The sequence below is a fragment of the Bacillus sp. FJAT-45066 genome (assembly GCF_002335755.1).
GTDB lineage: Bacteria > Bacillota > Bacilli > Bacillales > Bacillaceae_I > Bacillus_CD > Bacillus_CD alkalisoli.
Map to the genome: position 1 here is coordinate 2659245 of NZ_NISQ01000001.1, position 23676 is coordinate 2682920.

Sequence of the window (23676 nt, forward strand, 5' to 3'; positions counted from 1 at the left end):
TTGCATTGTAACCGCATAACGTTGCTTGCTTGTGATAGTTTAGGTTCCTGTACGTATTGGTTTTCATATTGCTCTGGATTTTTTTCGGCAATTAATTTTTAAATTAATTTTATTTCGTCCGTCCTTCCACCACCATAAGGAGTATAATTTTTTTCTGCTTTTATTTTTACCCATGCATGTCCAACGCTTATTATATCTATATCATGTTTCTTAAACTCTTTTGCAATTTTATTCATGTCACCTTTTGACAATAAAGACACCACTCATTGTTATTATGTTTAGCATTTAAATACCATTTTTTTAGCTTAGTAAATGTTAGGTTAAACGTGCCTTTACTATAACTCAAATGTATCAACCCCTTTTTTAGCTTTCTTCAATCGGATAATGTATCTCTTGGTTATTTATAGTAATGGTGTACGGCTCCATATCTTTGACCTTTTTCAACAATTGAACCATGTTCATTGAGTACCTGCTTATTCCGTTCATATTTACATGATAAATATTATTGCTTGTTCGCAAATTTACACCCGTTTGAAGATTAACTTCATTTATTTACAATGTTAAGCAGATTATTAATTCTGAAACAGAACCACTTGATTGATAATATGTGGTTCATCGACTGGAGTAGGGAACCAATTAATCCTGATAGAATACTGATTCATATGCGTAAGACCAATAAGATCGTTGGCCATCAAATACCCGTCTACAGTTTAAGCGATGAAAATATAAAATCCATTTTGTCCTCCTAGAGAAAAGTCTATCTCTGTGGGAAATGGTGAATCAGTAAGGCTTAATTAAATTACACAGTTACGAGAAGCTGTACGAAGCTTTGTATCAAGATTCAGTAGATATTGAATTATTAAAACAAATTGAGGAAACAGTTTATAACGTAGTAAAAAGTGATACGATTACCAACCTAGAAGTAGACATAGCAAGTCTACACTACTTAACGGATAGAGAAAGTTTCTTAAGTACAATTACTACTCCAACTGCAGTTAATGAAATTGCTGCTACGAGAACACTCGTTACATTTGCTGATATACAAGACCCTGACCAATTAGCGGCACAATTTACCCTTTCAGCTACAGAACTATCTATATCCAATGAAGATAATTGGATGTTCCATAAAATATGTAAATAGCTTAGCTATTAAGTAAATTTGCTTATTAAAGAAACTGTCGTAATCTTGCTGTTCAATAACAATGCTATTACATTCTTCAACTGAACCATGTATTTTTAATATATGACCAATATCAGTAGATTTCTTTTGGCGGATAACGTGTTGACCAACTATCCGCTTCATATTTAGGAAATAAGGCTGTTGTAATAATTGCCTGCGGACTCAATTTTTTTATCAATTCAATTTCATCTTTTAGCTCATGGTTATCAGCATCAAATTGCGCCATAAGATCAATTAGTATACTTGCAATTTTATATTTCAAATGAATACTTCTTGAAGATGATTCAAAAAGAAAAGGAGGAAACCGTTCTTCATCAGAGTGGTTTTTCCAAGCGTATGTACGATAATAATCAACCAATTCAGATGCTATTTTTGCATAATTGCCGTCGTGTTCTTGAATAAAGAACTGCATTGGCATATCAATTTCAGGATTTTCATCTATTAACTGTTTTAATAAACCAGACCAAGTAGGTGCGTTAATGTACCTTTGAGAGAAACCAGAACCAATAAATAATATTGGTCTACTTTTCATATCGACAATGAATTGCTTCAAGTATTCTAATAAACTATCTAAATATGAATCGTAATTCGACATTTCTCCAGCCCCTTGACATTTTGAGATAATATAATTTTACCATTATTTACCGACTTACACTACAAATAATGGAACAAATTGCAAACTATTGTCGAATCGCTTGAATTAGATTTTATAGTTTTAAAGTAGCTATTCTTATGCCTGACAAAATCTTGACCATGGCACTGGTTATTCTATAGTTTGAGGTATAAAAGAAGTCGACTTCCATTTCAATTTACAACGTCACCTATTGTCATTTTGATTCATCTCCCTTAACACCAATTTTATAAGAACTAGCGTTCTGAACGCCGATAACTTTAAAGACCACCTTTAAAGTGCTCTCTGACAAATATGTTGTAAAAAATTGAGCAGGTACTTATTTAATCTCCAATATTTCCTTCATATACTTTTTAAATGCATCATTTTTCCAGAATACAAGCCTTATCCCGTCAATTCCTTTAGTCATCAGAATATAGTGAATATTCAACACAAATAGAGTAAACTCTTGGGGATTTTCTGGGTTTTCATCTTCTTTGGAGAACTTGCCGTTTACATTATGAAAATTCTCTGGATTGCCGAATAACCGACCCTTTGCATCAACTTGAAGATCATTACCGATTAAAACACCGACTTTATTCAAATCGATTCCCTGAACTGCGAATACGGAGCCAATCTGGTCTCAGCATCGGCATCCTCTGAAAAAATCCAATTTTCTTTGGACATTGGGACAGGTACTTCGTCCACTTAGTTTGAGGTCGGACTGGCACCAAGTCTAAAATGATAGTAAATAAATAATAGGAATTAAGACTACTAATATGATGGATGAAATTAACCCAATTCTTTCTCGGTCTTTATATTTCTTTTCCGTTTTTTGTTTCGGTAAGATAATTAGTATACTAAGTCCAATATTCAATATAATCAGTGCGCCAATATATAACGCCTGATTTTCAGTCTCGTATGTTACGTTCAACCATACATATTGAATAACAGAAACAATTATCACGAAAAAAGGTATAAATGGAAGAAGCAGTTCTTTTGTTTTCAATGTATCACCCCAAAATGGATACAGGAATGAATCCCTGGATCAAATAAAATTGGTATTCATTCTTAGTAAAACTAAATGACTTAAGTTTTAAGCAGTTGCTCTAAATTGTTGGCAATAATACTCCTTAAACTAAACAGTAACCCCAAATTTAATCCCCTAAATAATCCTCTTTCCTTTCCGCCACTCTCATCTCCCTAAAAAACTCATTCTCCCCATAACTCACTTTAATCTCCTTCATCCTCTCCACCAAATACTCCTCCAACTCCTTATCCGTACAATAAACAAAACAGCCTTTTTGCCCACGAGTCATTAGCGTACGATATGTGTTTCTAATGATTTCGTCGGCTAGTTTTGTTGCTTCTTCAGGATTTTCTTTGAGCATTTTCTTTAGTCCTTTTAAGGAGTTATCTGTTCTCGCACGTTTTGTATGATCCGTTTGAACTTGTCCATCACGGTAGACTAGGTCGTCACCGATTATAACTCCGACGTAGTCGAATTCTAGTCCTTGGCAGGTGTGGATGCAGCCGATTTCGTTGACGGATTCTGGGTCGATGGCCCATGTTTCGGAGCTGCCTAGGTTCCAGCTCATGCCGAAGTTGTATTCTTCTAGTTGGATGTCGTGGTAGTCTGAGTTGTTTTTGCCTTCTTTGATCCAGTTCCAGCAGTAACCGGCTACTAGGCGGGATTTGTTTTTCACTTTGTTTAGCTTCTCTATTTCTTTACGTAGTTCGTTTGGGTCTGAATAAATTCGGAAGTCGTAGTTGCTTCCCATGTAGTTGGCGTTGGCTGTTTCTCGGATTTGGAGAACGTCGTCTAGCCATGCTAAATAGCCGTCGGAACCGTTGCAACGGAATTGAGAATCGAGATAAGTTCTTGTAATGGCTGCGCCTTGTTCTTCGGCAAACTTTAAGATACTACCGATACTACCAACGTCTTTTAAAGTTACACGTTGTCGTTCGTCGATGAAGAAGATAGATAGTTTCGATGCGTTGATAATTTCTTTTATTTGGTTTTCTCCAAGGTTAGCGAATAGACCTGACTTTTCATTTAGGCGATGTGCCTCGTCTACGATTAGTGCATCAAACTCATCAGCAGCAACATTAATATAGCTTCCTGAACCAGTAAAAAGGTTGTCGATGTGACCTTTTCTGAAATCACCCTTAAGCTTGTTGGCATATATTTTTCTAGGAGCAGCATTTTTTGTGACATACTGTGTGACTAGGCTATTTTTCGTTAGCTCCACTAATAGATTTATAGCAAGAACCGATTTTCCGGTACCAGGCCCACCTTCTACTATTAATACTTGCTTTGTGTTGGTGCGGATAGCTTCTTTTGCTAGTTGCAGGGCCGTTTCATAGACCACTTTTTGGTCGTCAATCATGATAAACTCTTGGTTGCCTTGTAGCATATTTTTCAGCGAATCTTGCAGTGACTTAGAAGGACGAATTCGACCATTCTCTATTTTGTATAGGTTTTCTTTGTTGTCTCCAAATTTTATGTACCGTTTAATAAAGTCACGAAGTCTTCTCGCGTCTCCTTTTACAAACACTGGCGCTTGTTCAATATAGTATTGATACATATCGTCTGTTAATGGGTCCTGTTCACCGGATTGGATATAGTTATGCAGGTACGCACAAGGATACATTCCTATGTTTTCTTGCTGGGCATTTTCGTTATAGTCTTGAATGAGCGCAGCATATGACCACGCTTGGTAAGATGGATGAGTTGTCTCGACGATGCTGCGATTCATCGCAGTTTTTACGATAGCTTCTTTTCCTTCTACCTTTTCAATGCTTTCCCACTGCTTCAGCTCAACAATGACAACTGAGTTCGCTTCGTCATCTTTCCCAGAGATTAATAAGTCCACTCGCTTCGATGTGTGCGGGATTTTAAACTCGATTGCTACTCCTGCATCAGCTGGAATGTCGGCATCACTTAATACCCGATACATATACTGCATCGAGTTATCCCAGGATCGAACTTCCCGCTCATTTATTCGACCGATTTTATTCGTATAGTTACTGCATATATTATTTACTAGCTTGTCTTCTAATACATCCGATAGAAACTCAGATTTGGTAGCTTCGTAGACGATCATTATGGCTCACCTATTTCGATTAGTTGTTACCTATAATTGTAAAGGATAAATTTAACATTAACAATGAAATCTAAGTATAAATTTGTAATATATGTTAGTTGTATTTGTAAATGCTTTAACCTCTACCCGTGAACAACATATCCGTCTCCGCGTTCACTAAAGAATCAAGAAACTTGGAATTAATTTCTTTTTTATAGGGAAATTTAAGCTGTGGGGATATGTTGAGGCCCATCATACGGAAAGGGAGTACAACGGAATGGTTAATAAAGATCTTAAAAAAGGTGAAAAGGGAGCATGGATTAGTATAGTAACCTACATTTTCTTGGCGTCGGTGAAGCTAGTGGTTGGTTATACAGGGCAATCGAGTGCATTAAGAGCTGATGGTTTAAACAATTTAACGGATGTGGTAGCTTCCGTTGCTGTATTAATTGGACTTAAAATTGCGCAAAAACCTGCAGATGAAAACCATAAATATGGACATTCAAGAGCTGAGACGATTGCATCCTTGCTTGCTGGAATCATTATTTTCACCGTAGGTTTACAAGTTATTATTACCTCCTTCCAACTATTCTTCAATCCTATAATAACTAAACCAAATATACTTGCAGCTTTTATTGGTCTTTTTAGTGCGGTAATCATGTTCTTTGTTTACCGGTTTAATAAAAAACTGTCCAAACAAATTGGTAGTAAGGCGTTATATTCAGCCGCACAGGATAATCGTGCAGATGCGCTAGTTAGTTTAGGAACAGTAGTAGGTATTACTGGTGCGTATTTTGGGATTGTATGGCTCGATCCGGTAACGGCTGCCATTGTCGGCATTATTATTTGCTTTACTGCTTGGGGCATTCTTAAAGATACGATTTATGAACTAACAGATGGGTTTGAAGCTAATGAATTAAATAAGATTGAGGATACCATTAGCACGACACCTGGAGTGAAATTCGTTAAAGAAATAAAAGGAAGATTATCTGGAAATCAACCACTAGTTGATGCCACTATCTTCGTTGACCCCTCCCTTACCGTTAGTGAAAGCCATGATATATCGGAAGAAATTGAAGCGCGATTATATAGTCTACATAATATTAAACAAGCTCATATTCATATCGAACCATTTTAACAGTGGACAAGGGGACAGGTTTAATGTCCAGGAAAATCCTTACAGTTTTAGTTTACTTCCAGTATAATTTGGACAATGAATGTCCCTCTGTTCACTATTGGGAAAGCGAATGATTTTAGGGATAAGGAAAATGAACTTTATTCATATAATAGGTCAGGTCTTTATTATTATTGCAACTAAACAATCTTCCTGTATCCTTTTCAAAGCTTTATTTTTCTTGTTTAATTATTGGCTCTGTTAAAGCCACTCTTGATTTCCGCGCATATCTTCGCTTTCCACGGGCTGGCCGGGAGCCTAATTATTAAATAGTTTGATAACATCATTAGATGTTAATTCAGGTTTTTCTTTACTGTTTTTGGCTTGAGCATAAAGCAAAGTTTTACCTTTTATTTCGACAAATTGAACGTGTAAAGAGAAATCATCAGGTGAAGGTATAGTTATAGCTGATCTATCTTCCAAAAAGGTTGCAACAAAAATGTGATAGTCGAATAATGGTTTTTCCCCAAATGGTAAATCGTTATTAGTTACAACAATTGCAGAGGCGTATTCTACCTTTACTGTTCCAATCTTATACCAAATCTAAGCGAAAAGCCTTCACAATAATCCCATCATTGGCAGGTTCAAAATCATGCTCCGGTACTCGAACAAATCCGAATTTTTCATATAGCTTTATGGCGTTTCCCATGAACTCTCCAGTATGTAACCCAATGGAAAATAAGCCTTTCCATTTTGTTCGGTTAATACATTCTGTCACTAAAACGGAAGCTACTCCTTTTCCTCGTACAGATGGTGCTACGGCAAGCATTCGTATCTCTGAGTGTTCGAGAGTATCTCCGAATCCTTCATAAGCTTTCAAATTTGGAGGATATAAAACTACACTTCCTACTAATTCTCCATCCATTTCTGCAACGATTATTTCGACGCCATCTTGCATATCAGTTTCGGAGAGGATGGATCTTTTTAATAATTTCCAATGGGCTTCTGGTAGTTTTTTTGCATATTCTTTATAAGCTTCTAAACGCTGTTCACGAATGAATGTTATTTCCGTTGCTTTTGCATTACGGATGTTCATATTTTCCACTCCTTAGCTTTCTATAAGAAACTTTCCATTGCTATCCTCGGCACCTATTAACAAGTTTTAGGTAATGTTGAAAAACTGAACGAGATCCTACTTCTATAATTATTATCTCTGTTAGAAATTGAGTATTATGGTATAGAATCTTAAAACATACAATTAGGCAAGATTATCCACTCTCAATCAAAATGATAGCAAATAAATAATAGGAATTAAGACTGCTAGAATGATGCACGCAATTAAGACAACTCTTTCTCGCTCTTTATATTTCTTTTCCTTTTTTTGTTTCGGTAAGATAATTAGTACACTAAGTCCGATATTCAATATAATCAGTGCGCCAATATACAGAGACTGATTTTCCGTCTCGTATGTCAATTTCAACCATACATATTGAATAACTGAAACAATTATCACAAAAAAAGGTACGAATCGTAGAAGCAATTCTTCTGTTTTCAATGTATCACCCCAAAATCGATACAGGAAAAAATCCCTGGACCTAATAAATATTGGTATTCATTTTTATAGTAAAACTATATGACTGAAGTTTAGAAACTTGCTCTAAATTGCTGGTCATAATACTCCTTAAACTAACTTGACTTCTAATATATCTGATAGAAACTCTAGTTTAGTAGCTTCGTAAACAATCATTAGGGCTCACCTATTTCGGTTAGTTGTTACCTATAATTGTAAAGGATAAATTTAGCATTAACAACGAAATATAAGTTTTAATATGCAATATATGTTAGTTGTTTTTGTAATTAAATGTTATATAATGTTTTATGTTGGAAAATGAAACTGGTTTGTAGGGGGAAACAAAGTGGATTTAGTTCGTAATACTAGGTTCAACTTTTCTGCTAATTTCATAAAGCGAGTGAAAATTGGTTATGAAGTTTTTATGGCCATTCTTGCTCTTGTATCGGTCATTTTTCTATTTAACGAGACAAATCTAGTTAAAATCGTGGACAAAGTAATTTGGCTTATTTTTGTACTAGATGTGAGCTATCGTTTTTTCACTTCAAAAAACAAGATCCAATACTTAAAGAAAAACCCACTAGATATCATAGCTATTATTCCATTAGACAGCATTTTCCGTCTTGCAAGGTTAGCACGTTTAGTTAGGTTAGCTAGAACTCTAGTTATCTTTAAACATTACACCGGCCACCTAAACGGAATCTTAAAGACAAATAGTCTTGATAAAGTATTAATTATCTTGGTTCTCGTAATCTTTACAACCTCAATACCGATTCGATACCTTGAACCTTCCATCACTACCTACACTGACGCAGTATGGTGGGCAATTGTAACTGCAACCACCGTAGGTTATGGTGACATTTCACCTGAAACGATAGTTGGAAGACTTATTGCAGTGTTTTTGATGGTATTTGGGATTGGATTGCTAGGACTAGTAACTAGCTCGGTAGCTACTTATTTTCTAAAAAATACAGAAAAAGAAGAAGACACAACCATCATTTATCTTAAGTCACAGCTTGATCGAATTGAAGAACTTAGTGAGCAAGAGATAGATAGGATGATAGTTGTTTTGAATACTTATAAGAAGTCTTCCTAGTTAGATTATCTTGGTTCATTTGCGGCAAGGACTGCACACGAAAATCTCCAATTATTTTTCTAAAATTACTATTTAAAATGTTAAATTCACCTTCAAGCTTATAGATCACTTATACTTAGCTATTCGACATTTTCTTTAATCAAACGTTTGTTTAAAAATATATATTCTGATATAAATTTGGGCCAGGCTCACAGTACGTTAAAGTTTTACTAAATTGGGGACTGGCCCACTAGCGGTTTGTCCCACAATTAGCACACTTTTTCCACTCTTTGAAAATCCAACTCTCCAAATCTCTTTTGCTTTCGATTTATGGTCACAGCTCGTACATTTTGCCACCCTTCTCTCTCCTCCGTTCTTTTATTACGGAATTCTAATAGAACAAGAAAAAATCAAGCAAATTAGAAGCGTTTGATTTCACATTATCACTCTTAGAAGGATATACTTAAGGTGGTGTTTCATAGGCTTAACGTATGATGAAATGGATGAGATTCAAGACATGGTCGTTAGAGAGCACAAGAATGACGATCCGTTCAAAACTTAGTGAACATGGGGACAGGTTATTTCGCTTTTATTATTTTTGGCGTTAGGTCTTTCTGTATAGCCTTAAAGAAACATAATAAGTAGTGGAGGAGGAACCTGTACCTTTGTCCACGTATGGGAGTATTGATTATGCAATTATTAATATTTTTTTCATTTCTATTAATTTATTTGGCACTCAATTTTTATGTAGCCTATAATGGCTGGGTTTGGTTGAAGAGATCCTTTAACTTTCGGTTTAAGAAAACTTATTTTCTCGTAATATTTGTCATTTCCATTTCCTTTTTCTTAACTGAAATGTTCTCCATTCCAGGATTCCGATGGGTTGGTTACATCTGGCTAGTAATGTTCGGCTATAGTTTACTGCTTTTCCCTTTATTAAACTTCATTTATTTTCTTAATAAAAAAAGGGGCATTAAATGGTTCGGTTTTTCTGCCATTGCTTTTTATTTATTTATTTTCACTTATGGTTCCTACAACATGTGGAGCCCTGTCGTTGTAACATATGACATTGAAATCGAGAAAGAATCTGAATTAGATGAACTGAAAATTTTATTAGTATCAGACATCCATATAAACGAAACGATTGGTCCTAAATCTATTAATCGTTTAATCAACCTCTCCAAAGAAGTAGGGCCAGATATCATTTTCCTAGCTGGCGACGTTATAGATAACAGTATTGAACCATACTATAAACATAACTTAAGTGAAATCATGTCCGGATTAACTGCACCAATGGGGGTGTATGCAGTACTAGGCAACCATGAATATTACGGGAATGATATTCCTATTTTCATAAAAGAAATGAACGAAATCAATATTGAAGTTTTAGTAGATGAGATTACTAGTATTGACGATCTCTTTTATGTTGTTGGGAGAAAAGATTACTCAGACCGTGACCGCGCAAGTATTCACGAACTTACTAATGAGCTAGATCCTACTAAACCAATTTTTTTAATTGATCACCAGCCAAGAGAGTATAGTGAAATAAGCGCTGCAGGAGTCGATTTAATGGTATCTGGCCACACACATAAAGGCCAGCTATTTCCAGCTAATTTCATTACGAACGCTATGTATGAAAATCATCATGGACATTTACAAGTAGACCAACTTCACACGATTGTATCATCCGGTTTCGGAATATGGGGACCCCCATTCCGAATTGGAAGTAGATCAGAAGTGATGGAGATAAATGTACGGTTTGTGAATTAGTTTTACGCTGGACGGGGAATCATTCTGAGGAAACTTTTTGATGCCTCTGCTAGTTCATTTGCGGCGAGGTCTTCTTTAAAAATCGCAAATAATTTTTCCGATATAACTACTTAAAATGTTAAATTCACCTCCAAACGTATAGACCACTTATACTTAGCTGTTCTTCACTTTCTTTAATCAAACGTTTGTTTAAAAATATATATTCTGATATAAATATGGGCCAGACCCTCCGTCACTAAAAGTTTTCGTGTGTGTGGAGAGCTGGCCCTTATTTGGGAGCCTCCGCTTCAACACATGTATTAAAAAACTCAACATTTTCTTGTTTCGGTTTTTTTGCAGTACAGGAAGGAAGACAATATATATCAGTCGTTTTTACTGCCGTATAAATTACCTCTTTATATTTAAAGTTTGAGTTATTCAGCATATCGTTCTTCAGTTCGATTTTTATATCATTCATTAATAACCTCCACCTTCATTCTCCATAAAGCTTTTTTTACTAAGTTAAACACTCCACTTCCTAATATGCAATTATTAACAAAAATGGTATATTACTAGTAAGATAAATTTTCGTAATATTAAGAAAAGGTGGTTGCTATGAAAAAAGTAGTATTTGGCTCATTAGTAGTTTTATTATTAGTGTATGGTTTTGTAATTTACTCCTATGCGCAGCCGGGTTACCTAGCTGGTGAAACGGAAGAATGGTCTGCATCATACGTTTCTGAACAGTCGGCAAAAGACATATGGAGAGGTGATTTTACCTGGGAGAAAAAGAGTGGAATTATTACAAAATATGAATTTAAGAAGAATGGACAAACAATCACAAACCTCGTGGAAAATGCAGAAATTGATATGGCTTCTACAGAAAAATACTCCTTTGCGTCTTTAGGGGAACCGCCTGTAAAGGGGGAAAACTATGAACTAGTCATAACATGGGCTTTTGAGGGGCAAGAGAAAGTGGAAACAGTCCAACTAGATTATCAAAACAGGTACTTTGTTGTTCCAAGGTTCATTTATAGTTTTAGTAATAATTAATGTATTAAAAAGAAGGACTCTCTTCTCTAGACAAGGGGAGTCCTTTGTAAAAATTACAATTTTTTTAAGAATAGGTCATGTGTATATGGAGCAGATCTAAGATTCTAATTTGAAAAGGTGGAGTATAAAATGCATATAAATTTTCTGTTGACTAGCATTCTGTTACTAGTTATTGTTGTTACCTTACTTATACTAATTAAGGGAAGAAACAAACTAATATCTTCAATACTAGGTGTTAATATTACTATCACTGGTTGCTTTCTATTAATATATTATGCTGTCACTGAAAATACTGATTCTGGCTATACGCTCTATTCTACTTTCATAATAATTTCAGGGTTGTTAATAAACGTGGTTAGTTTTCTATTTAGTAAGCAAAGTGAAAATTATAGATAACATGGGCAACAGGACAGGTTCAGTGCCAATTTTTTATAGAAAAACGGTTAGTCACTGCTTTTTAGAGTCCTTTTGAATTAAGGGTAGCTTTATTTTAAAAGGATACTTTTTAGTAACTGGTCACTCATAATTACCAATATTTCCTTATTAAGTATAATGCAAGACCCCCGCTACGCTAATGTTTTAACGAACTGGGAGTCTGGCCCTAATTAGTTATTTTACCGACAATCTCACTACCGCTTCTACATGTGCCGTTTGAGGGAACATGTCTACTGGTTGGATGTAATCAACTTTGTATGTTTTACTCAAAAACTGAATATCCTTCGCCAACGTTGAAGGATTACAAGAAACATACACGACTTTCTTCGGCTTCACCTGCAAAATAGTTTGCAGTAGCTTTTCATCACACCCTGTTCTTGGTGGATCGACCACTACCACGTCTGGTTTCCAACCTTCTTTTACCCATTTTGGCATCCATTTTTCGGCTTTGCCTGCTACGTAGAGCATGTTGTCGTAGCCGTGGTGTTTGGCATTCTTGTTTGCGTCTTCGATGGATTCAGGAATAACGTCCATGCCGCGGACTTCTTTTGCATTTGGCGCGAGCCACAATCCGATTGTTCCGACTCCACAATAAGCATCGACAATTTTTTCTTGCCCTGTTAATGCGGCTGCTTTTTTCACTTCGTCATATAATTTCACTGTTTGAACAGGGTTCAACTGGAAGAATGCACGGGCACTTAGTTCGAATGAAATATCGCCTAATGTTTCTTGAATAACCTGTTCACCACTCAAGTGAATTGTCTCTTCTCCAAAAATAAGAGATGTTTTTTGGCCATTTATGTTTTGGATGATGCTTTTCACTTTTGGTAAGCGCTTTTTAATTTCTTCTACTAAAAGTTCTTTTTTTGGCAATTCTTTTTTCGCTGTAATGAGCACGACTTGAATTTCGCCAGTTTGAAATCCAACGCGTGTCATGATGGTGCGTACAAGACCTTTGCCGGTACGTTCATTATATATAGGAACATTAAAATCTTGCAGAATTTGTTTTACCGTGTTCGTTACATCGGTTGTGTCTTGGTGTTGGACTGCACATTCGGAAATGTTGATTAAACGATGTGAACCTTCTCCGTAAAGACCTGCGATGACTTTCTCTTTTTGTAAGCCAACTTGGAATTGACTCTTGTTTCGGTAATGCCATGGGTTGTCCATGCCAAACGTTTGTCTAATATCTAGTTTAGAAATATTGAGTTTTGTGTGGCGTTCTAGCGATTGAATGACGATATCGCGTTTCATGTTCAGTTGCTCATTGTATTCTAGATGTTGCAGTTGGCAGCCACCACATTGTTCGTACACTGGGCAAGGTGGTGCCACACGATGTGGGGATTTTTTACGAATACGTTTTACTTTTGCCTCTGCGAAGTTTCGTTGAATGTTCGTTGCTTCTGCCACAACTTCTTCACCTGGTAGTGCTCCTTTTACAAATACGACGGACTTTTTAAAATAACCTACACCTTCTCCATTGATACCGAGACGTTTGATGGTAAGTGGAAATGTTTGACCCTTATCTAGTTTTACATTGGATTGTGTGTTGTTAGTTGGTTTGTGATTAGCATGTTTCTCGTTTTTCATATAATCCTCCGAATCTATTCAATGCTTCTCCATAAATAAAGGGAAGCGTAACTTAAGTATGGCTCCCATTCTTTTGTCCACTCTAGCATTTCTACTTGCGTTGGTTTGTTTGGTAAATCGAACAGTTTTTTCAAGGCATTTTGAATGCCGATATCTGCTAGTGGAAAAAGATTTGGTCTTCCTAAACCGAACAATAGTAAATTTTGAACTGTCCATGGGCCGATGCCACGGACTTTAATGAGCGTTTTCATTATTTCTTCGTCTGATTTTAGAACAATCTCGTCAAGAGGTAGCTCCCCGCTTGCGATCAATCGAGAAGTATCAATGATATATTCCGCTTTTCGACGGCTGAACTGCATTGAAGTTAAATCCTCGTAATCTAGGGCAGCAATTTTCTCTGGTGTAGGGTAAAACCAGACTCCTTCGTGTTGAAAGCCGAATGTATGGACAAAACGCTCTGTTAAAGTGTGAGCGAATTTTAAGTTTAGTTGTTGATGGATGAAGCATTTTATCAAACAGTTGTATGGTTCATAGTCTAACACAATTGGGGTACCTTCATGCTGTTTGAAAATAGGGGCTAGGTTTGTGTTAGCAAAATGAGCGTGAATTTCGTGAAGGGCTCTGTCCCAATGGAAGGTGCGCTCAATTTTATCTTGAACGTGCTCGGGCAGGATGGCTTCACTAGAGATGACGAATTCTGGGTCTGCGAACGTGCCTATTGCTTTAATCTTCACGAGGAGTGGTGCGTTTTTTTCTAAAAGAGGGACTTTGACCTCTTTGTTTTCCAAACTTACTTCATTTAGTGGATCCATTGCTAGTCGGTTTAATACTTGGTCAAAGTTGTATGGTCCTGTTAGTTTGCGGTTGTAAGTATACATGTTCCGTCCCCCTTTATCTGAAACAATTATAGCGAGTTTTTACGTGTTTGCCAAACGTATGGTCTATAAGGCTCTAGTCGTAATTAAAAATAATTCGGAGGTGTATGTTGGAAAAAGTTTCTATGCCTTACAATAGGTTTATACAGTTACGTAGAAGGTTGGGATGATCATGAGGAAGTTGTTTATATTTGTGCTTATAGTGCTTGCGCTTTTTGTTGTGTATGAGTCAGGGAATTTTGCGAAACTATCGTGGAATCCATGGTCTACAGGGAGTGGCACGGATAGCGCAAAAATAAGTGGAGTGGATTTAATCGAAGTGGACGCTTCTGGTGTTGGTGTGACGATTGTGCCGCAAAAAGGGGATTCGGTTGAGGCCAAGTTAGAAGGAAAAGGTAGTGTTACCGTTAAGAAAAAAGGCAGTACGATTATGGTGGATTATGAGCGTGAGCGTTCGTTTCGTTGGTTTAGTTTTAAGAACAATAAGGTTAGGGTGTATATTCCAGAAGATTATAGTGAAAGTATGGCGCTTAGTTCTGGGGCAGGAAATATAAATTTTGAAGGTAGGTCTGCAGCAGAGCCGTTTCAACTTGGTCGTTTGACGCTGAAAGTTGGCGCTGGGAATATTACGTTGAAAAATATTGAGGCGGAAAGCTTTGAAGGAACTATTTCTGCTGGGAATGTGCGAGCTGATTATCTCGTTGTTGGTAGTGGGAAATTTGACTTAAAGTCAGGGAACGTTAATGTGAAAAAGTATGTTGGACCACTTGAGGCAAAAGTGACTTCTGGTAATTTTACGATGGAGATGGCGAAGTTGACTGGCGATGTGTCGGTGAAGGTGACGAGCGGGCGGATGGATTTAGAGCTTCCTAAAGATGCAGATTTTACATTGAATGGGAAAGTGACGAGTGGGAAAGTTTCTGTGCGACACCCGATGACGATTGAGAAAGAGAGTCGTACGGAAGTTGCCGGGACAAATGGTGATGGTACGTTTTCTGTTGATGTGCAAGTGACGAGTGGGAGTATGACGATACGGTAATATTTAGTGTTGATTGGAACGTTTGGATGTGAATTTGGTAAAAAGAGGATTTTTTAACTTCGATAACGAACTAGTCTTCTACAACAGGCTTAGGAATTTTACTAAGTCTTTTATTAATTAGTGGCTGTGTTAAAGATTAATGTTGATTGGAGCGCATGTCGTAGACTCCTGCGGGAGAAGCGGGGAGCGGGAGACCCCGCAGGCGAAGCTGAGGAGGCTCCCGGCCTGCCCGCAGAAAGCGGAGACATGCGCTCCATTCAACAGCGGTGTTTAATAGAACCTAATTAATAATTCAACGAGTTTTCAGTTTTATTTTTGTGCCAAGGATATCAAGCATTGGGTCTGGTATGGCTGATGGTGATGTTAAATGATCTAAGCTTTTGAATTCGTAACCTTCTTTTCGTAAATCATCAATTACTTTGCCAAGTGCATCGGCGTTGTCTTTGGAGACTGTGTGTAGCAAGATAATAGCACCTGGATGGATTTGCGACATGATGTTGTCGTAAGCATACTTCCATCCTTTTTGTTGATCTGTTTTCCAATCAACGAAAGCGAGTGACCAAAATACGTGTTGGTAACCTTCTTCATTTGCCATTGCCATTGTTCGTTCGCTGAATATGCCACGTGGTGGTCGGATGTAGCGCATTTCCTTAAGCCCGGTAATTTTTTCGTATTCATCTTTGACCATTTTTAGTTCTTTTCTGAAGCGTACATCATTAACGGTTGTTAAATCTGGGTGGTGCCAGGAGTGGTTGCCGACGGTGTGGCCTTCCCTAGCCATTCTTCTGATTAGTTCAGGTTGGTCTTTTAAATAATATCCCGTGACAAAAAAGGCGGCTGGTACTTTTTTCTCTTTTAATACGTCCAGTACTTGTGGTGTATAGCCGTTTTCGTATCCGTTATCAAAGGTTAGGAAGATTTCTTTTTTGGACGTGTCTCCTAAGTAAAATGCATTATGTTTTTTTAGTAAATTGTTGTATTGAGCTCCAGCGTCAGCTGGTTCGTGATTCCGACTTTTTTTGAAACCCCAGTGGATAGACGTGTTGGAATATCCGGCAGCTTCGGTTGTTAGTGCTGGTATGATTGGTATGATAAGAAGTAAGCATAACGTAATAATTAATCCATTTCTCACAACTTTGTCCTCCTTTACAAAATGTTTGTATCGTTAGTTTTCGTTTGAAGTTCCGGAACATACGGTGTATTGTTTTCCATTTTGCTGCAAAGAAAAAAAGCGCTTGGCTACTTTGGTTGAGTAGCTAAGCGCTTTTTGGTTTTATTATTTGAATACTGGCTCTTTAAATTGTGCTAATTTTTCTAGAGATGATTTTTCTACATCTTGGTGTAAGCTATTGCCGTGTGAGTCCATTGTAACAACTGCTGTAAAGCCTTCTACATTTAAGTGCCACATTGCTTCTGGAATACCGAACTCCATTAAGTCCACACCGTCTACACCTTTTATACAATCTGCGTAGTATTGTGCTGCTCCACCGATTGCGTTTAAGTACACTCCGCCGTGTTCGTTTAGGGCTGCAAGAGTTTTTAAACCCATTCCACCTTTTCCGATTACTGCGCGCACACCAAATCTCTTCATGATGTCACCTTGGTAAGGCTCCTCGCGAATACTTGTTGTTGGTCCAGCAGCTTTTACGTGCCACGTGCCATCTTCGTCTTTCATCATTACCGGTCCACAGTGGTAAATGATTTGACCATTTAGATCAACGGGTGCGTCGTTGTCCATTAAGTGTTTGTGGATTGCGTCACGACCAGTGTACATGCGACCGTTAATGTGGACAACGTCCCCAACTTTTAGTTCGCGAATTTGCTCTTCAGTAATTGGTGCTTGAAGAACCACTTCTCTATTTTGAGCTTGTGCTACTTCTTCTTGTTTTTCTGCAAGCTCTTGGTTGAAGTCGATCATGTCGCCTTCTTGGTATAACCATTCCGTTACTTCGCCTGTTTCAGGGTTAATTTTCATCCCTAAGCGACGGAACGCCCAACAGTTGTATGCAACTGAAACGAAGAAGCTAGCTGGAATACGGTTCATAACGCCAACTTTACATCCAAGTAATGTTGTTTCGCCACCGAAGCCCATTGTTCCGATACCAAGTTTGTTTGCATTTTCCATTACATACTCTTCTAGTTGACGTAGTTCTTCTACAGGGTTTACGTCGTCATTGTTGCGGAAAAGTTGCTCTTTCGCAAGCTCGTATCCAGAAGTGCGGTCTCCACCGATTCCAACACCGATGAACCCAGCGCTACACCCTTGTCCTTGCGCTTGATATACAGAGTGCATGATGCATTTGCGAATACCGTCTAAGTCACGACCAGCGCGTCCAAGACCTTCAAGTTCCGTTGGCAAGCTGTATTGTATGTTTTTATTTTCACAACCGCCACCTTTTAAAATAAGGCGCGCGTCAATGTAATCTTTTTCCCATTGCTCGAACTTGATGACAGGTGTACCAGGTCCTAGGTTGTCCCCACTGTTTGCACCTGTTAAGGAGTCAACAGAGTTTGGACGTAGTTTACCGTCTTTTGTAGCTTGTTCGATTGCTTTAAGAATAGCTTCTTTTATTTTTAGTTGGTTGACGCCAACTGGTGTTTTGATTTTGAATGTTGGTAATCCTGTATCTTGGCAAATTGGCGAAACGTTATCGTCTGCCATTTTGATGTTATTTGTAATCGTCGCAAGTGACATTGCCGCACGAGTTCCAGCGCTTTCGCTAAGTTTTGCCGTTGCAATGGCACGACGAACGTCTTTTGGTAACTTTGTGCTTGTCTCTACAACAAGATCGTACATGCTATTAAATAATTTTTCCATAAAAAGCTCCCTCTCCTATCCCCTATATTAGCGAGTTTTTATCGAGTATATATATTTTCACAGTTTTTATTATACTTGGAAATATGGTTTTGTTAAAGGATTTTGTAATCGGTTGCAGGTTTAGGTGGGAGTGGATGGTGGGAGTGTGGTTTTTGTAACACTTTGGTGTTTTTATGATACACTTTGAATTTTTTTGTTACATTTCCTCATTTTTATGTTACACCTTCTATTTATTTGTTTCACTTTGGTGCGTTTTTGCTACACCTTTCTATTTTTACGATACACATCGAAGAGTTTTTGTTACACTTCCTAACTTTTATGGTACACCTCTCTATTTCAAAAAAAGCCTAACGCCATCTACCTTAGCGTTAAGCTCTTCATCACATATTACTTATTCCCAATCCTTCTTAAACTGATTATACTTACCTTCCAAGTCATCTAACATTTGGATTAATCTGTCGATGTCCTCTACGTCTGTTGATTCTGGATCCATTGAATCTAACACTTCTAAAAACATATTAAAACGATCCTTCAAATAATCTACTTGAGAGTCTTTGTTATCAGTTGCTTTGCCCATCATTACCGCTCCTTTTTCACATGTCGCTTTCTATCGTACTTTATCCACTAACTAGTTGCAAGTTACTATTAAATTACCATCATATTTTCAAACCAAACATGATACAATGAAGGATAGTTTTGCTAGTAGAGGAGTTAATCAAGCCATGAAATCAATTTCCTTACCACCAATTACAACTTCCTTCGACCCGTGGGAAGCTTACTTAGATGTAAAAGAATATGGAAAAATGACGCTAACGAACGTTGAGTTCACAACAACGACTCTTTGCAATATGCGGTGTGAACACTGTGCGGTCGGATACACGCTGCAACCGAAAGACCCGGACGCACTGCCGCTTGAGCTTCTCATTCGTCGCCTAGAAGAAATCCCACATTTACGCTCCATCTCCATAACCGGCGGGGAGCCGATGGTATCCAAAAAATCTGTTGAAAACTATGTGGTGCCTCTTTTAAAGTATGCCCATGAACGCGGGGTGCGCACACAAATAAATTCAAATTTAACGATAGATTTAGATCGTTACGAGATGATTGTCCCCTTCTTGGACGTACTGCATATCTCACACAACTGGGGCACGTTGGACGATTTTGTAGAAGGTGGATTTGCGATGATGGAACGCAAACCAACTTTTGCACAAAGAGCAAATTATTTTGAGAAAATGATTGAAAACTCAAAAGCGCTTACGAAAGCAGGCGTGATCGTGTCCGCAGAGACGATGTTAAATAAGCGTACGCTCCCATATATCGAAAAAATCCACAAACAAATCGTGGAAGAAATGAATTGCCAAAGGCACGAGATTCATCCTATGTACCCAAGCGATTTCGCTAGTGGTCTAGAGGTTCTTTCGTTAGGAGAGATGCGCGATGCGATACATCGTTTGCTCGATATGAGAGATGAAAACGTGTGGATGTTGTTTGGAACGTTGCCGTTTTATGCTTGTAGCGATAACGAAGATGATTTGAAATTGTTAGATCGTTTGTACAAAGCAAAAAATGTGACGGTTCGAAATGATCCCGATGGACGCTCCCGCTTGAATGTGAACATTTTTGACGGAAATATTATCGTAACAGACTTCGGTGACACACCACCGCTTGGGAACATTCAAACAACAACTTTACCTGAAGCTTATGACAAGTGGATGGAAGGGGAAATCGCGAAGTCATTGAACTGTCATTGTCCTGCTGTTCAGTGCTTAGGACCGAACATTTTGGTGAAAAATGCCTATTATCCTGAGGTGGATTTTCAACAGAAAAAAGCGAATTTAGCTAAAGATTAAGCAGTATATTACTGGAGAGCCGTTTAATTTGATTAAATTGGCTCTCCTTTTTTTTCTTATAAAGATGAAGTGCAACTCCATCTTTTTTTCTAGCCTAGTTAAACTTCATAAGTCTTATGAAGTTCATCTACCTATTTAATTCTTAACCAAGAAAAACTTCATCTACATAAACGTAGTAAAGCAAAACAAAAACCATTTGTTTTTTGTCTTGCTCTACTAATAATCATATCCTTTATCTCGGTCTCTCCGTCGCTACATATAAGAATGAAACATGATCTTGCACCGGAATCCATGCGCCGATTCCTTGTGATGTTACGTTTTTCACTACAACGCTTTTCTTGCTTCCTTTTAACACAAGGAACACTTCACCGTATGTTACTTTTCCTTTTTCGTTAACAGCTGGTGCATACCCATACAAGTACCCCAACCTCTTCACTGGCACATTGTATACTTGGTCTTTTTTCGTACCAGCACCGATAATCGTGTTGAATGACAATGGAAGCTTTGTTTTTTCTGCCGCTTTAATCATCATCATTTGCTTTACTTCGTCGGAACGATCTACTTTGGAAGTAAGTCCGCCTTTCACTTGCTTTTGCGCTTCTTGACGATAACTAATTTGGTGTGGGGCATTACCGCCACGATTGTCTGCATAGTTTGTATTAATTTTTTGATACTCCCAGTTTACACTTGTTTCATTTGACTCGTATGAAAGTGGCCATTGACCAAGGTAGATTGTTGCACGATAACCAATCGCAACTGGAGATGGAGAAATGTTCGACTCATTTAACATTTTAATTAATTGCGGATTCTCGATTGGTACATTAGAAGAAGTAATCAGCTCTTCTGCTAATTCACTCGGTTGTAAATATGGAACATCTTCTGTTGGATTTGGATATGTATTGTCTTTAGAAATATCCAGAACAGAATTAGGAATCTCTAACTTCCCTTTTGTTTCTTTCTTCTCGCCTTCCGCCTGTGCACCAATGGAGTATGTTAACATGATGGTAGCAATGATGAGTACTTGAAAAAGACGCATGTCTGTTTTCTCCTTTCAAAATTAAGCTAAAATTTCAATTTCCCTTATTTTTTTCTTAATATCATTATTTATCCACCTTTTTAAAACTTTTTCCTTTTGGACATTTTATGAGTCCCATTCATAAATTAAAATGTGAACCAAACCCCGTCCCTATTTATCTAAAAAAACCGCAAGAGCGTTAACTCTTACGGCCGATATTGTTATAAAGTTTTTCGAGTATAGGGAAAAAGATTTGGATGATTGGTCCAACTCCGAAAGTGATAATGAATGTACCAACTCCAATTGGTCCTTTAAAGATAATGGCAAAAATTAAGGCGAAAATTTCCGCGAACGTTTTGGCTGTCATTAATTTCACTTTTAGTCTTTCCTGAATTCCAAGCATAAAGTTGTCAATCGGAATAAGTGGGAATTTCGCTTGTAAATATGTAGCGATACCGAATGCAAGGAAGATCATTCCTGATAATAATAAAATGGATCTCCATACAATTCCTTCTGGTGTCCAATCTGGGTAGACGACAATCAACCAAAAGTCGATAAAAACACCAACTAAAAATATTGTAATGACCGCTAAGTAATCTGGCTTACTTTTTCGCAAAAATGTATTGATAACTATAAGGATAATACCAACGATGAATACCCAACTACCTACTGTTAATCCGATTGTATTAGACAGGCCTACGTTCAGCGCATCCCATGCACCTGCTCCGAGATTAGATTTTATCGTCAAACTAACTCCGAACGATAAAACAAATAAGCCAATTAAATAAAAAAATGATTTTTTTAACACAAAGATACTCCCTCTCTAGAAACAGCAAAAGTTTAATGTGACGATTGCTTATAATACTTTGTTTTTACATTGTAATCGAAATCAAAAAAAATATGAAAAACTTTATTTTAGACGGAATATTTTAAACATTCTGTTTATATAGTATATTATATCTTGGATGAAGGAGGCGATCCTAAAGCAACACAACATAAGAAAGGGGGAAACACTCACCCAACAACTAGAGCTTTTTATCCTTTATTGGAAGTACTTAACCTTAATGCCTTTACGTGTTCTATGTTCATAGTTGCAACTCTGTTAGCTTTTACTGTAGCAGAGTTGTTTTTATTTGTATGGAGAGCATACCTTAGACTCCTTTAAAATACTACCGCATTGCATCCGGAAAAGTGTAAATACAATCATCTAATTCTTGGTTGTGTTTCAATCTGGATGGTTTGCGTTTCAATTTCAGAATGGAAACCTCGTTCTGTTACAATCTGCGATTTTGTGTTTCAATTTTGCTTTGTTCTGTTTCAATTTGTCCACTTTGTGTTTCAATGCTCCCCTCAACACTTCCCTCCTTTTTATTGTTTGATAATCACTTCGTTGTATACAAAAAAGACGCTGTTCTTTTTGAACAGACGTCTTTTACAAATTTTTATTATTGAAGTGGCATTGGATGAACATGCCAAATGCCATTTTGTTTAACCATTTGGAACGTTAAGTTGCTCACGTCTCCATCTTGTTTAAAAATAACTCTGCCTTCTTCTCCCTTTGTAATAACGGAGAAATCTCGTACTTCATTAAGCTTTTTCATAAATGCTTGCGTGTTTTCTGTGTTTGTTACATCTTTGCCTTCTTTAACAAACTGTTCCACTGAAATATTTAAAGCACCTTCTGGATAGAAATAGTACAAAGTTTCATAGTCTTCACCAGCTTGTGTGTACATGTATAGAGCAAATACTTCAAATGGCTCCAGTCCTTCTAGTGGAGTTGAACTTTTGGATTCTTTCACTTTTTCTAATGTTTTTACGAGTTGATCATTCACCTCTAATACGGACTTTTCCGTCTTCACATACGTTAAGCCTTCTACTGGAATGAACCTTTCAATTGTTTGTAAGTCGACTCTCTCATGATAGATAAAATCTACAGGTCCAGGCGCTAACTCGTTTAATTGTTCTGCAGCGAAATCTGTTAATCGGTAAGTTAGTTTCTCTTCTCCAAATGCTATTTCTATTAGACTTCCATCTTTTTTCACGTACTCAGCTTGTATTCGTTGATACATTGAATCATTGCTAACTGTGAATTGTTTTTTGACTTCGTTTGCTTTCTCCCCATTGTTTAAAAATACATCGATGGAGTAGTCACCTGCTGGCAGGGCTCCGATTTCTATTTCTTCTTCGAATTTTTCGCCTTGTTTGAGTTCAATCGTTTGAAGAGCTAACGTTGCGAGAGTTTCTTCGGAAAGTTGATACATTTTGTTTCCAGCACTGTCGTATAGAATGTAATCTACTGATAACCCGCTTGATAGATCGATTTTCACCACATCTGCCGTTTGGTTATCAACAGTGAACACTACTTTTACAGATCCGTTACCTTCGTTTGTTATAGTTGCATCTCTTACAACTTCACCAGCAATGACTTCTGTTTCGTTATGTTCAGGGTCTTTAGGTTTTGCCCCTGTATTTGTGTCCGTTACACCGCAACCTGTTAATAAACTCGCGACCATTATGGAGCTAAGTACAAAGAAAGGAATTTTTTTCATCATTCTCGTGCACTTCCTATTCATCTATTTTATTTTATATTTTATTGATTCCATATAGTTTGACGGAG

24 protein-coding genes are annotated in these 23676 nt (G+C 37.4%); 7 read left to right on the top strand and 17 right to left on the bottom strand.

All coding sequences use genetic code 11. From position 1 onward, the window contains the following. Positions 1-98: 98 nt before the first annotated feature. On the bottom strand, positions 99-251 hold the full coding sequence (locus CDZ92_RS20060; RefSeq protein WP_176483776.1) for a hypothetical protein: 153 nt from the start codon (positions 249-251) through the stop codon (positions 99-101). A gap of 578 nt (positions 252-829) precedes the next feature. Here CDZ92_RS20060 and CDZ92_RS13445 point away from each other — a divergent pair. Continuing rightward, on the top strand, positions 830-1141 hold the full coding sequence (locus tag CDZ92_RS13445; RefSeq protein WP_096155710.1) for a hypothetical protein: 312 nt from the start codon (positions 830-832) through the stop codon (positions 1139-1141). Here CDZ92_RS13445 and CDZ92_RS20530 read toward each other — a convergent pair. From CDZ92_RS20530 to CDZ92_RS13470, 5 genes are all read right to left on the bottom strand, one after another. After that, a complete protein-coding gene (locus CDZ92_RS20530) occupies positions 1091-1303 on the bottom strand; it encodes an SIR2 family protein (protein ID WP_096155711.1) in 213 nt (70 codons plus the stop codon). The genes CDZ92_RS13445 and CDZ92_RS20530 overlap by 51 nt on opposite strands. Beyond that, positions 1254-1775, bottom strand: a complete 522-nt coding sequence (locus CDZ92_RS13455; protein ID WP_096155712.1) for a hypothetical protein — start codon at positions 1773-1775, stop codon at positions 1254-1256. The genes CDZ92_RS20530 and CDZ92_RS13455 overlap by 50 nt, the downstream gene beginning before the upstream one ends. A gap of 355 nt (positions 1776-2130) precedes the next feature. Then, positions 2131-2394 carry a DNA/RNA helicase domain-containing protein gene (locus CDZ92_RS13460; protein ID WP_255249825.1) on the bottom strand — a complete coding sequence of 88 codons (264 nt, stop codon included), beginning with the start codon at positions 2392-2394 and terminating at the stop codon, positions 2131-2133. Between the two features lie 132 nt (positions 2395-2526). Next, positions 2527-2799, bottom strand: coding sequence for a hypothetical protein (locus CDZ92_RS13465; protein ID WP_096155713.1), 273 nt, complete (start codon positions 2797-2799; stop codon positions 2527-2529). A 148-nt stretch (positions 2800-2947) separates the two neighbouring features. After that, the gene (locus CDZ92_RS13470) at positions 2948-4897 is read right to left on the bottom strand and encodes a DUF2075 domain-containing protein (protein ID WP_096155714.1); all 1950 of its coding nucleotides are present in this window, start codon (positions 4895-4897) and stop codon (positions 2948-2950) included. A 256-nt stretch (positions 4898-5153) separates the two neighbouring features. On the opposite strand from CDZ92_RS13470, the gene CDZ92_RS13475 reads away from it, so the two are divergent. Further along, positions 5154-6014 (top strand): cation diffusion facilitator family transporter, encoded by an 861-nt coding sequence (locus tag CDZ92_RS13475; protein WP_096155715.1) that lies wholly within the window; start codon positions 5154-5156, stop codon positions 6012-6014. A gap of 568 nt (positions 6015-6582) precedes the next feature. Here the strand turns inward: CDZ92_RS13475 and CDZ92_RS13480 are convergent. Together CDZ92_RS13480 and CDZ92_RS13485 are read right to left on the bottom strand one after the other, a co-directional pair. Then, a complete protein-coding gene (locus CDZ92_RS13480; RefSeq protein ID WP_096155716.1) occupies positions 6583-7086 on the bottom strand; it encodes a GNAT family N-acetyltransferase in 504 nt (167 codons plus the stop codon). Between the two features lie 186 nt (positions 7087-7272). Further along, positions 7273-7545 (bottom strand): hypothetical protein, encoded by a 273-nt coding sequence (locus CDZ92_RS13485; RefSeq protein WP_096155717.1) that lies wholly within the window; start codon positions 7543-7545, stop codon positions 7273-7275. 361 nt (positions 7546-7906) lie between these two features. Between CDZ92_RS13485 and CDZ92_RS13490 the strand changes: the two genes are divergently transcribed. Both CDZ92_RS13490 and CDZ92_RS13495 read left to right on the top strand, forming a co-directional pair. Beyond that, a complete protein-coding gene (locus CDZ92_RS13490; RefSeq protein ID WP_255249826.1) occupies positions 7907-8656 on the top strand; it encodes a potassium channel family protein in 750 nt (249 codons plus the stop codon). Between the two features lie 669 nt (positions 8657-9325). Next, the gene (locus tag CDZ92_RS13495) at positions 9326-10405 is read left to right on the top strand and encodes a metallophosphoesterase (protein WP_176483777.1); all 1080 of its coding nucleotides are present in this window, start codon (positions 9326-9328) and stop codon (positions 10403-10405) included. 268 nt (positions 10406-10673) lie between these two features. Here the strand turns inward: CDZ92_RS13495 and CDZ92_RS13500 are convergent, their stop codons facing one another. Next, positions 10674-10862 (bottom strand): Ada metal-binding domain-containing protein, encoded by a 189-nt coding sequence (locus CDZ92_RS13500; protein WP_198508258.1) that lies wholly within the window; start codon positions 10860-10862, stop codon positions 10674-10676. A gap of 137 nt (positions 10863-10999) precedes the next feature. Between CDZ92_RS13500 and CDZ92_RS13505 the strand changes: the two genes are divergently transcribed. Continuing rightward, positions 11000-11437, top strand: coding sequence for a hypothetical protein (locus CDZ92_RS13505; RefSeq protein WP_096155719.1), 438 nt, complete (start codon positions 11000-11002; stop codon positions 11435-11437). 609 nt (positions 11438-12046) lie between these two features. Here CDZ92_RS13505 and rlmD read toward each other — a convergent pair. Together rlmD and CDZ92_RS13520 are read right to left on the bottom strand one after the other, a co-directional pair. Further along, complete coding sequence (gene rlmD / locus CDZ92_RS13515; RefSeq protein ID WP_096155721.1) at positions 12047-13462, bottom strand: 23S rRNA (uracil(1939)-C(5))-methyltransferase RlmD; 1416 nt, start codon at positions 13460-13462, stop codon at positions 12047-12049. Positions 13463-13476: 14 nt separating this feature from the next. Then, positions 13477-14340 carry a DNA-3-methyladenine glycosylase family protein gene (locus CDZ92_RS13520; protein ID WP_096155722.1) on the bottom strand — a complete coding sequence of 288 codons (864 nt, stop codon included), beginning with the start codon at positions 14338-14340 and terminating at the stop codon, positions 13477-13479. Between the two features lie 169 nt (positions 14341-14509). On the opposite strand from CDZ92_RS13520, the gene CDZ92_RS13525 reads away from it, so the two are divergent. Next, positions 14510-15376 (top strand): DUF4097 family beta strand repeat-containing protein, encoded by an 867-nt coding sequence (locus CDZ92_RS13525; protein WP_176483778.1) that lies wholly within the window; start codon positions 14510-14512, stop codon positions 15374-15376. A 292-nt stretch (positions 15377-15668) separates the two neighbouring features. Here CDZ92_RS13525 and pdaA read toward each other — a convergent pair whose 3' ends face one another. The 3 genes from pdaA to CDZ92_RS13540 form a co-directional block, all read right to left on the bottom strand. After that, a complete protein-coding gene (gene pdaA / locus CDZ92_RS13530) occupies positions 15669-16493 on the bottom strand; it encodes a delta-lactam-biosynthetic de-N-acetylase (protein WP_255249859.1) in 825 nt (274 codons plus the stop codon). Positions 16494-16652: 159 nt separating this feature from the next. After that, positions 16653-18194, bottom strand: coding sequence for a fumarate hydratase (locus CDZ92_RS13535; protein ID WP_096155725.1), 1542 nt, complete (start codon positions 18192-18194; stop codon positions 16653-16655). 391 nt (positions 18195-18585) lie between these two features. Continuing rightward, a complete protein-coding gene (locus CDZ92_RS13540) occupies positions 18586-18771 on the bottom strand; it encodes an SE1561 family protein (protein ID WP_096155726.1) in 186 nt (61 codons plus the stop codon). Between the two features lie 145 nt (positions 18772-18916). On the opposite strand from CDZ92_RS13540, the gene yfkAB reads away from it, so the two are divergent. Continuing rightward, positions 18917-20044 carry a radical SAM/CxCxxxxC motif protein YfkAB gene (yfkAB, locus tag CDZ92_RS13545; RefSeq protein WP_096155727.1) on the top strand — a complete coding sequence of 376 codons (1128 nt, stop codon included), beginning with the start codon at positions 18917-18919 and terminating at the stop codon, positions 20042-20044. 232 nt (positions 20045-20276) lie between these two features. On the opposite strand, the gene CDZ92_RS13550 is transcribed toward yfkAB, so the two are convergent. The 3 genes from CDZ92_RS13550 to CDZ92_RS13560 all read right to left on the bottom strand — a co-directional run bounded on the left by CDZ92_RS13550 (position 20277) and on the right by CDZ92_RS13560 (position 23611). Continuing rightward, complete coding sequence (locus tag CDZ92_RS13550) at positions 20277-21080, bottom strand: YfkD famly protein (RefSeq protein WP_096155728.1); 804 nt, start codon at positions 21078-21080, stop codon at positions 20277-20279. A gap of 178 nt (positions 21081-21258) precedes the next feature. Continuing rightward, positions 21259-21867: a YczE/YyaS/YitT family protein gene (locus tag CDZ92_RS13555; RefSeq protein WP_096155729.1), complete on the bottom strand. Its 609-nt coding sequence runs from the start codon at positions 21865-21867 to the stop codon at positions 21259-21261. A 637-nt stretch (positions 21868-22504) separates the two neighbouring features. Continuing rightward, entirely contained in the window at positions 22505-23611 is a 1107-nt protein-coding gene (locus CDZ92_RS13560) for a BsuPI-related putative proteinase inhibitor (RefSeq protein ID WP_176483779.1), read from the bottom strand. Positions 23612-23676: the final 65 nt, after the last annotated feature.

Bases quoted from the DNA above. Each gene is read 5' to 3' on its own strand.
- CDZ92_RS13500 (WP_198508258.1), bottom strand. From the start codon at position 10,862: ATGAATGATATAAAAATCGAACTGAAGAACGATATGCTGAATAACTCA.
- CDZ92_RS13480 (WP_096155716.1), bottom strand. From the start codon at position 7,086: ATGAACATCCGTAATGCAAAAGCAACGGAAATAACATTCATTCGTGAA.
- CDZ92_RS13520 (WP_096155722.1), bottom strand. From the start codon at position 14,340: ATGTATACTTACAACCGCAAACTAACAGGACCATACAACTTTGACCAA.
- CDZ92_RS13475 (WP_096155715.1), top strand. From the start codon at position 5,154: ATGGTTAATAAAGATCTTAAAAAAGGTGAAAAGGGAGCATGGATTAGT.
- CDZ92_RS13455 (WP_096155712.1), bottom strand. From the start codon at position 1,775: ATGTCGAATTACGATTCATATTTAGATAGTTTATTAGAATACTTGAAG.
- CDZ92_RS13550 (WP_096155728.1), bottom strand. From the start codon at position 21,080: ATGCGTCTTTTTCAAGTACTCATCATTGCTACCATCATGTTAACATAC.
- rlmD (WP_096155721.1), bottom strand. From the start codon at position 13,462: ATGAAAAACGAGAAACATGCTAATCACAAACCAACTAACAACACACAA.
- CDZ92_RS13525 (WP_176483778.1), top strand. From the start codon at position 14,510: ATGAGGAAGTTGTTTATATTTGTGCTTATAGTGCTTGCGCTTTTTGTT.
- CDZ92_RS13505 (WP_096155719.1), top strand. From the start codon at position 11,000: ATGAAAAAAGTAGTATTTGGCTCATTAGTAGTTTTATTATTAGTGTAT.
- yfkAB (WP_096155727.1), top strand. From the start codon at position 18,917: ATGAAATCAATTTCCTTACCACCAATTACAACTTCCTTCGACCCGTGG.
- CDZ92_RS20530 (WP_096155711.1), bottom strand. From the start codon at position 1,303: ATGAAGCGGATAGTTGGTCAACACGTTATCCGCCAAAAGAAATCTACT.
- CDZ92_RS13535 (WP_096155725.1), bottom strand. From the start codon at position 18,194: ATGGAAAAATTATTTAATAGCATGTACGATCTTGTTGTAGAGACAAGC.
- CDZ92_RS13470 (WP_096155714.1), bottom strand. From the start codon at position 4,897: ATGATCGTCTACGAAGCTACCAAATCTGAGTTTCTATCGGATGTATTA.
- CDZ92_RS13540 (WP_096155726.1), bottom strand. From the start codon at position 18,771: ATGGGCAAAGCAACTGATAACAAAGACTCTCAAGTAGATTATTTGAAG.
- CDZ92_RS13560 (WP_176483779.1), bottom strand. From the start codon at position 23,611: ATGATGAAAAAAATTCCTTTCTTTGTACTTAGCTCCATAATGGTCGCG.
- CDZ92_RS13495 (WP_176483777.1), top strand. From the start codon at position 9,326: ATGCAATTATTAATATTTTTTTCATTTCTATTAATTTATTTGGCACTC.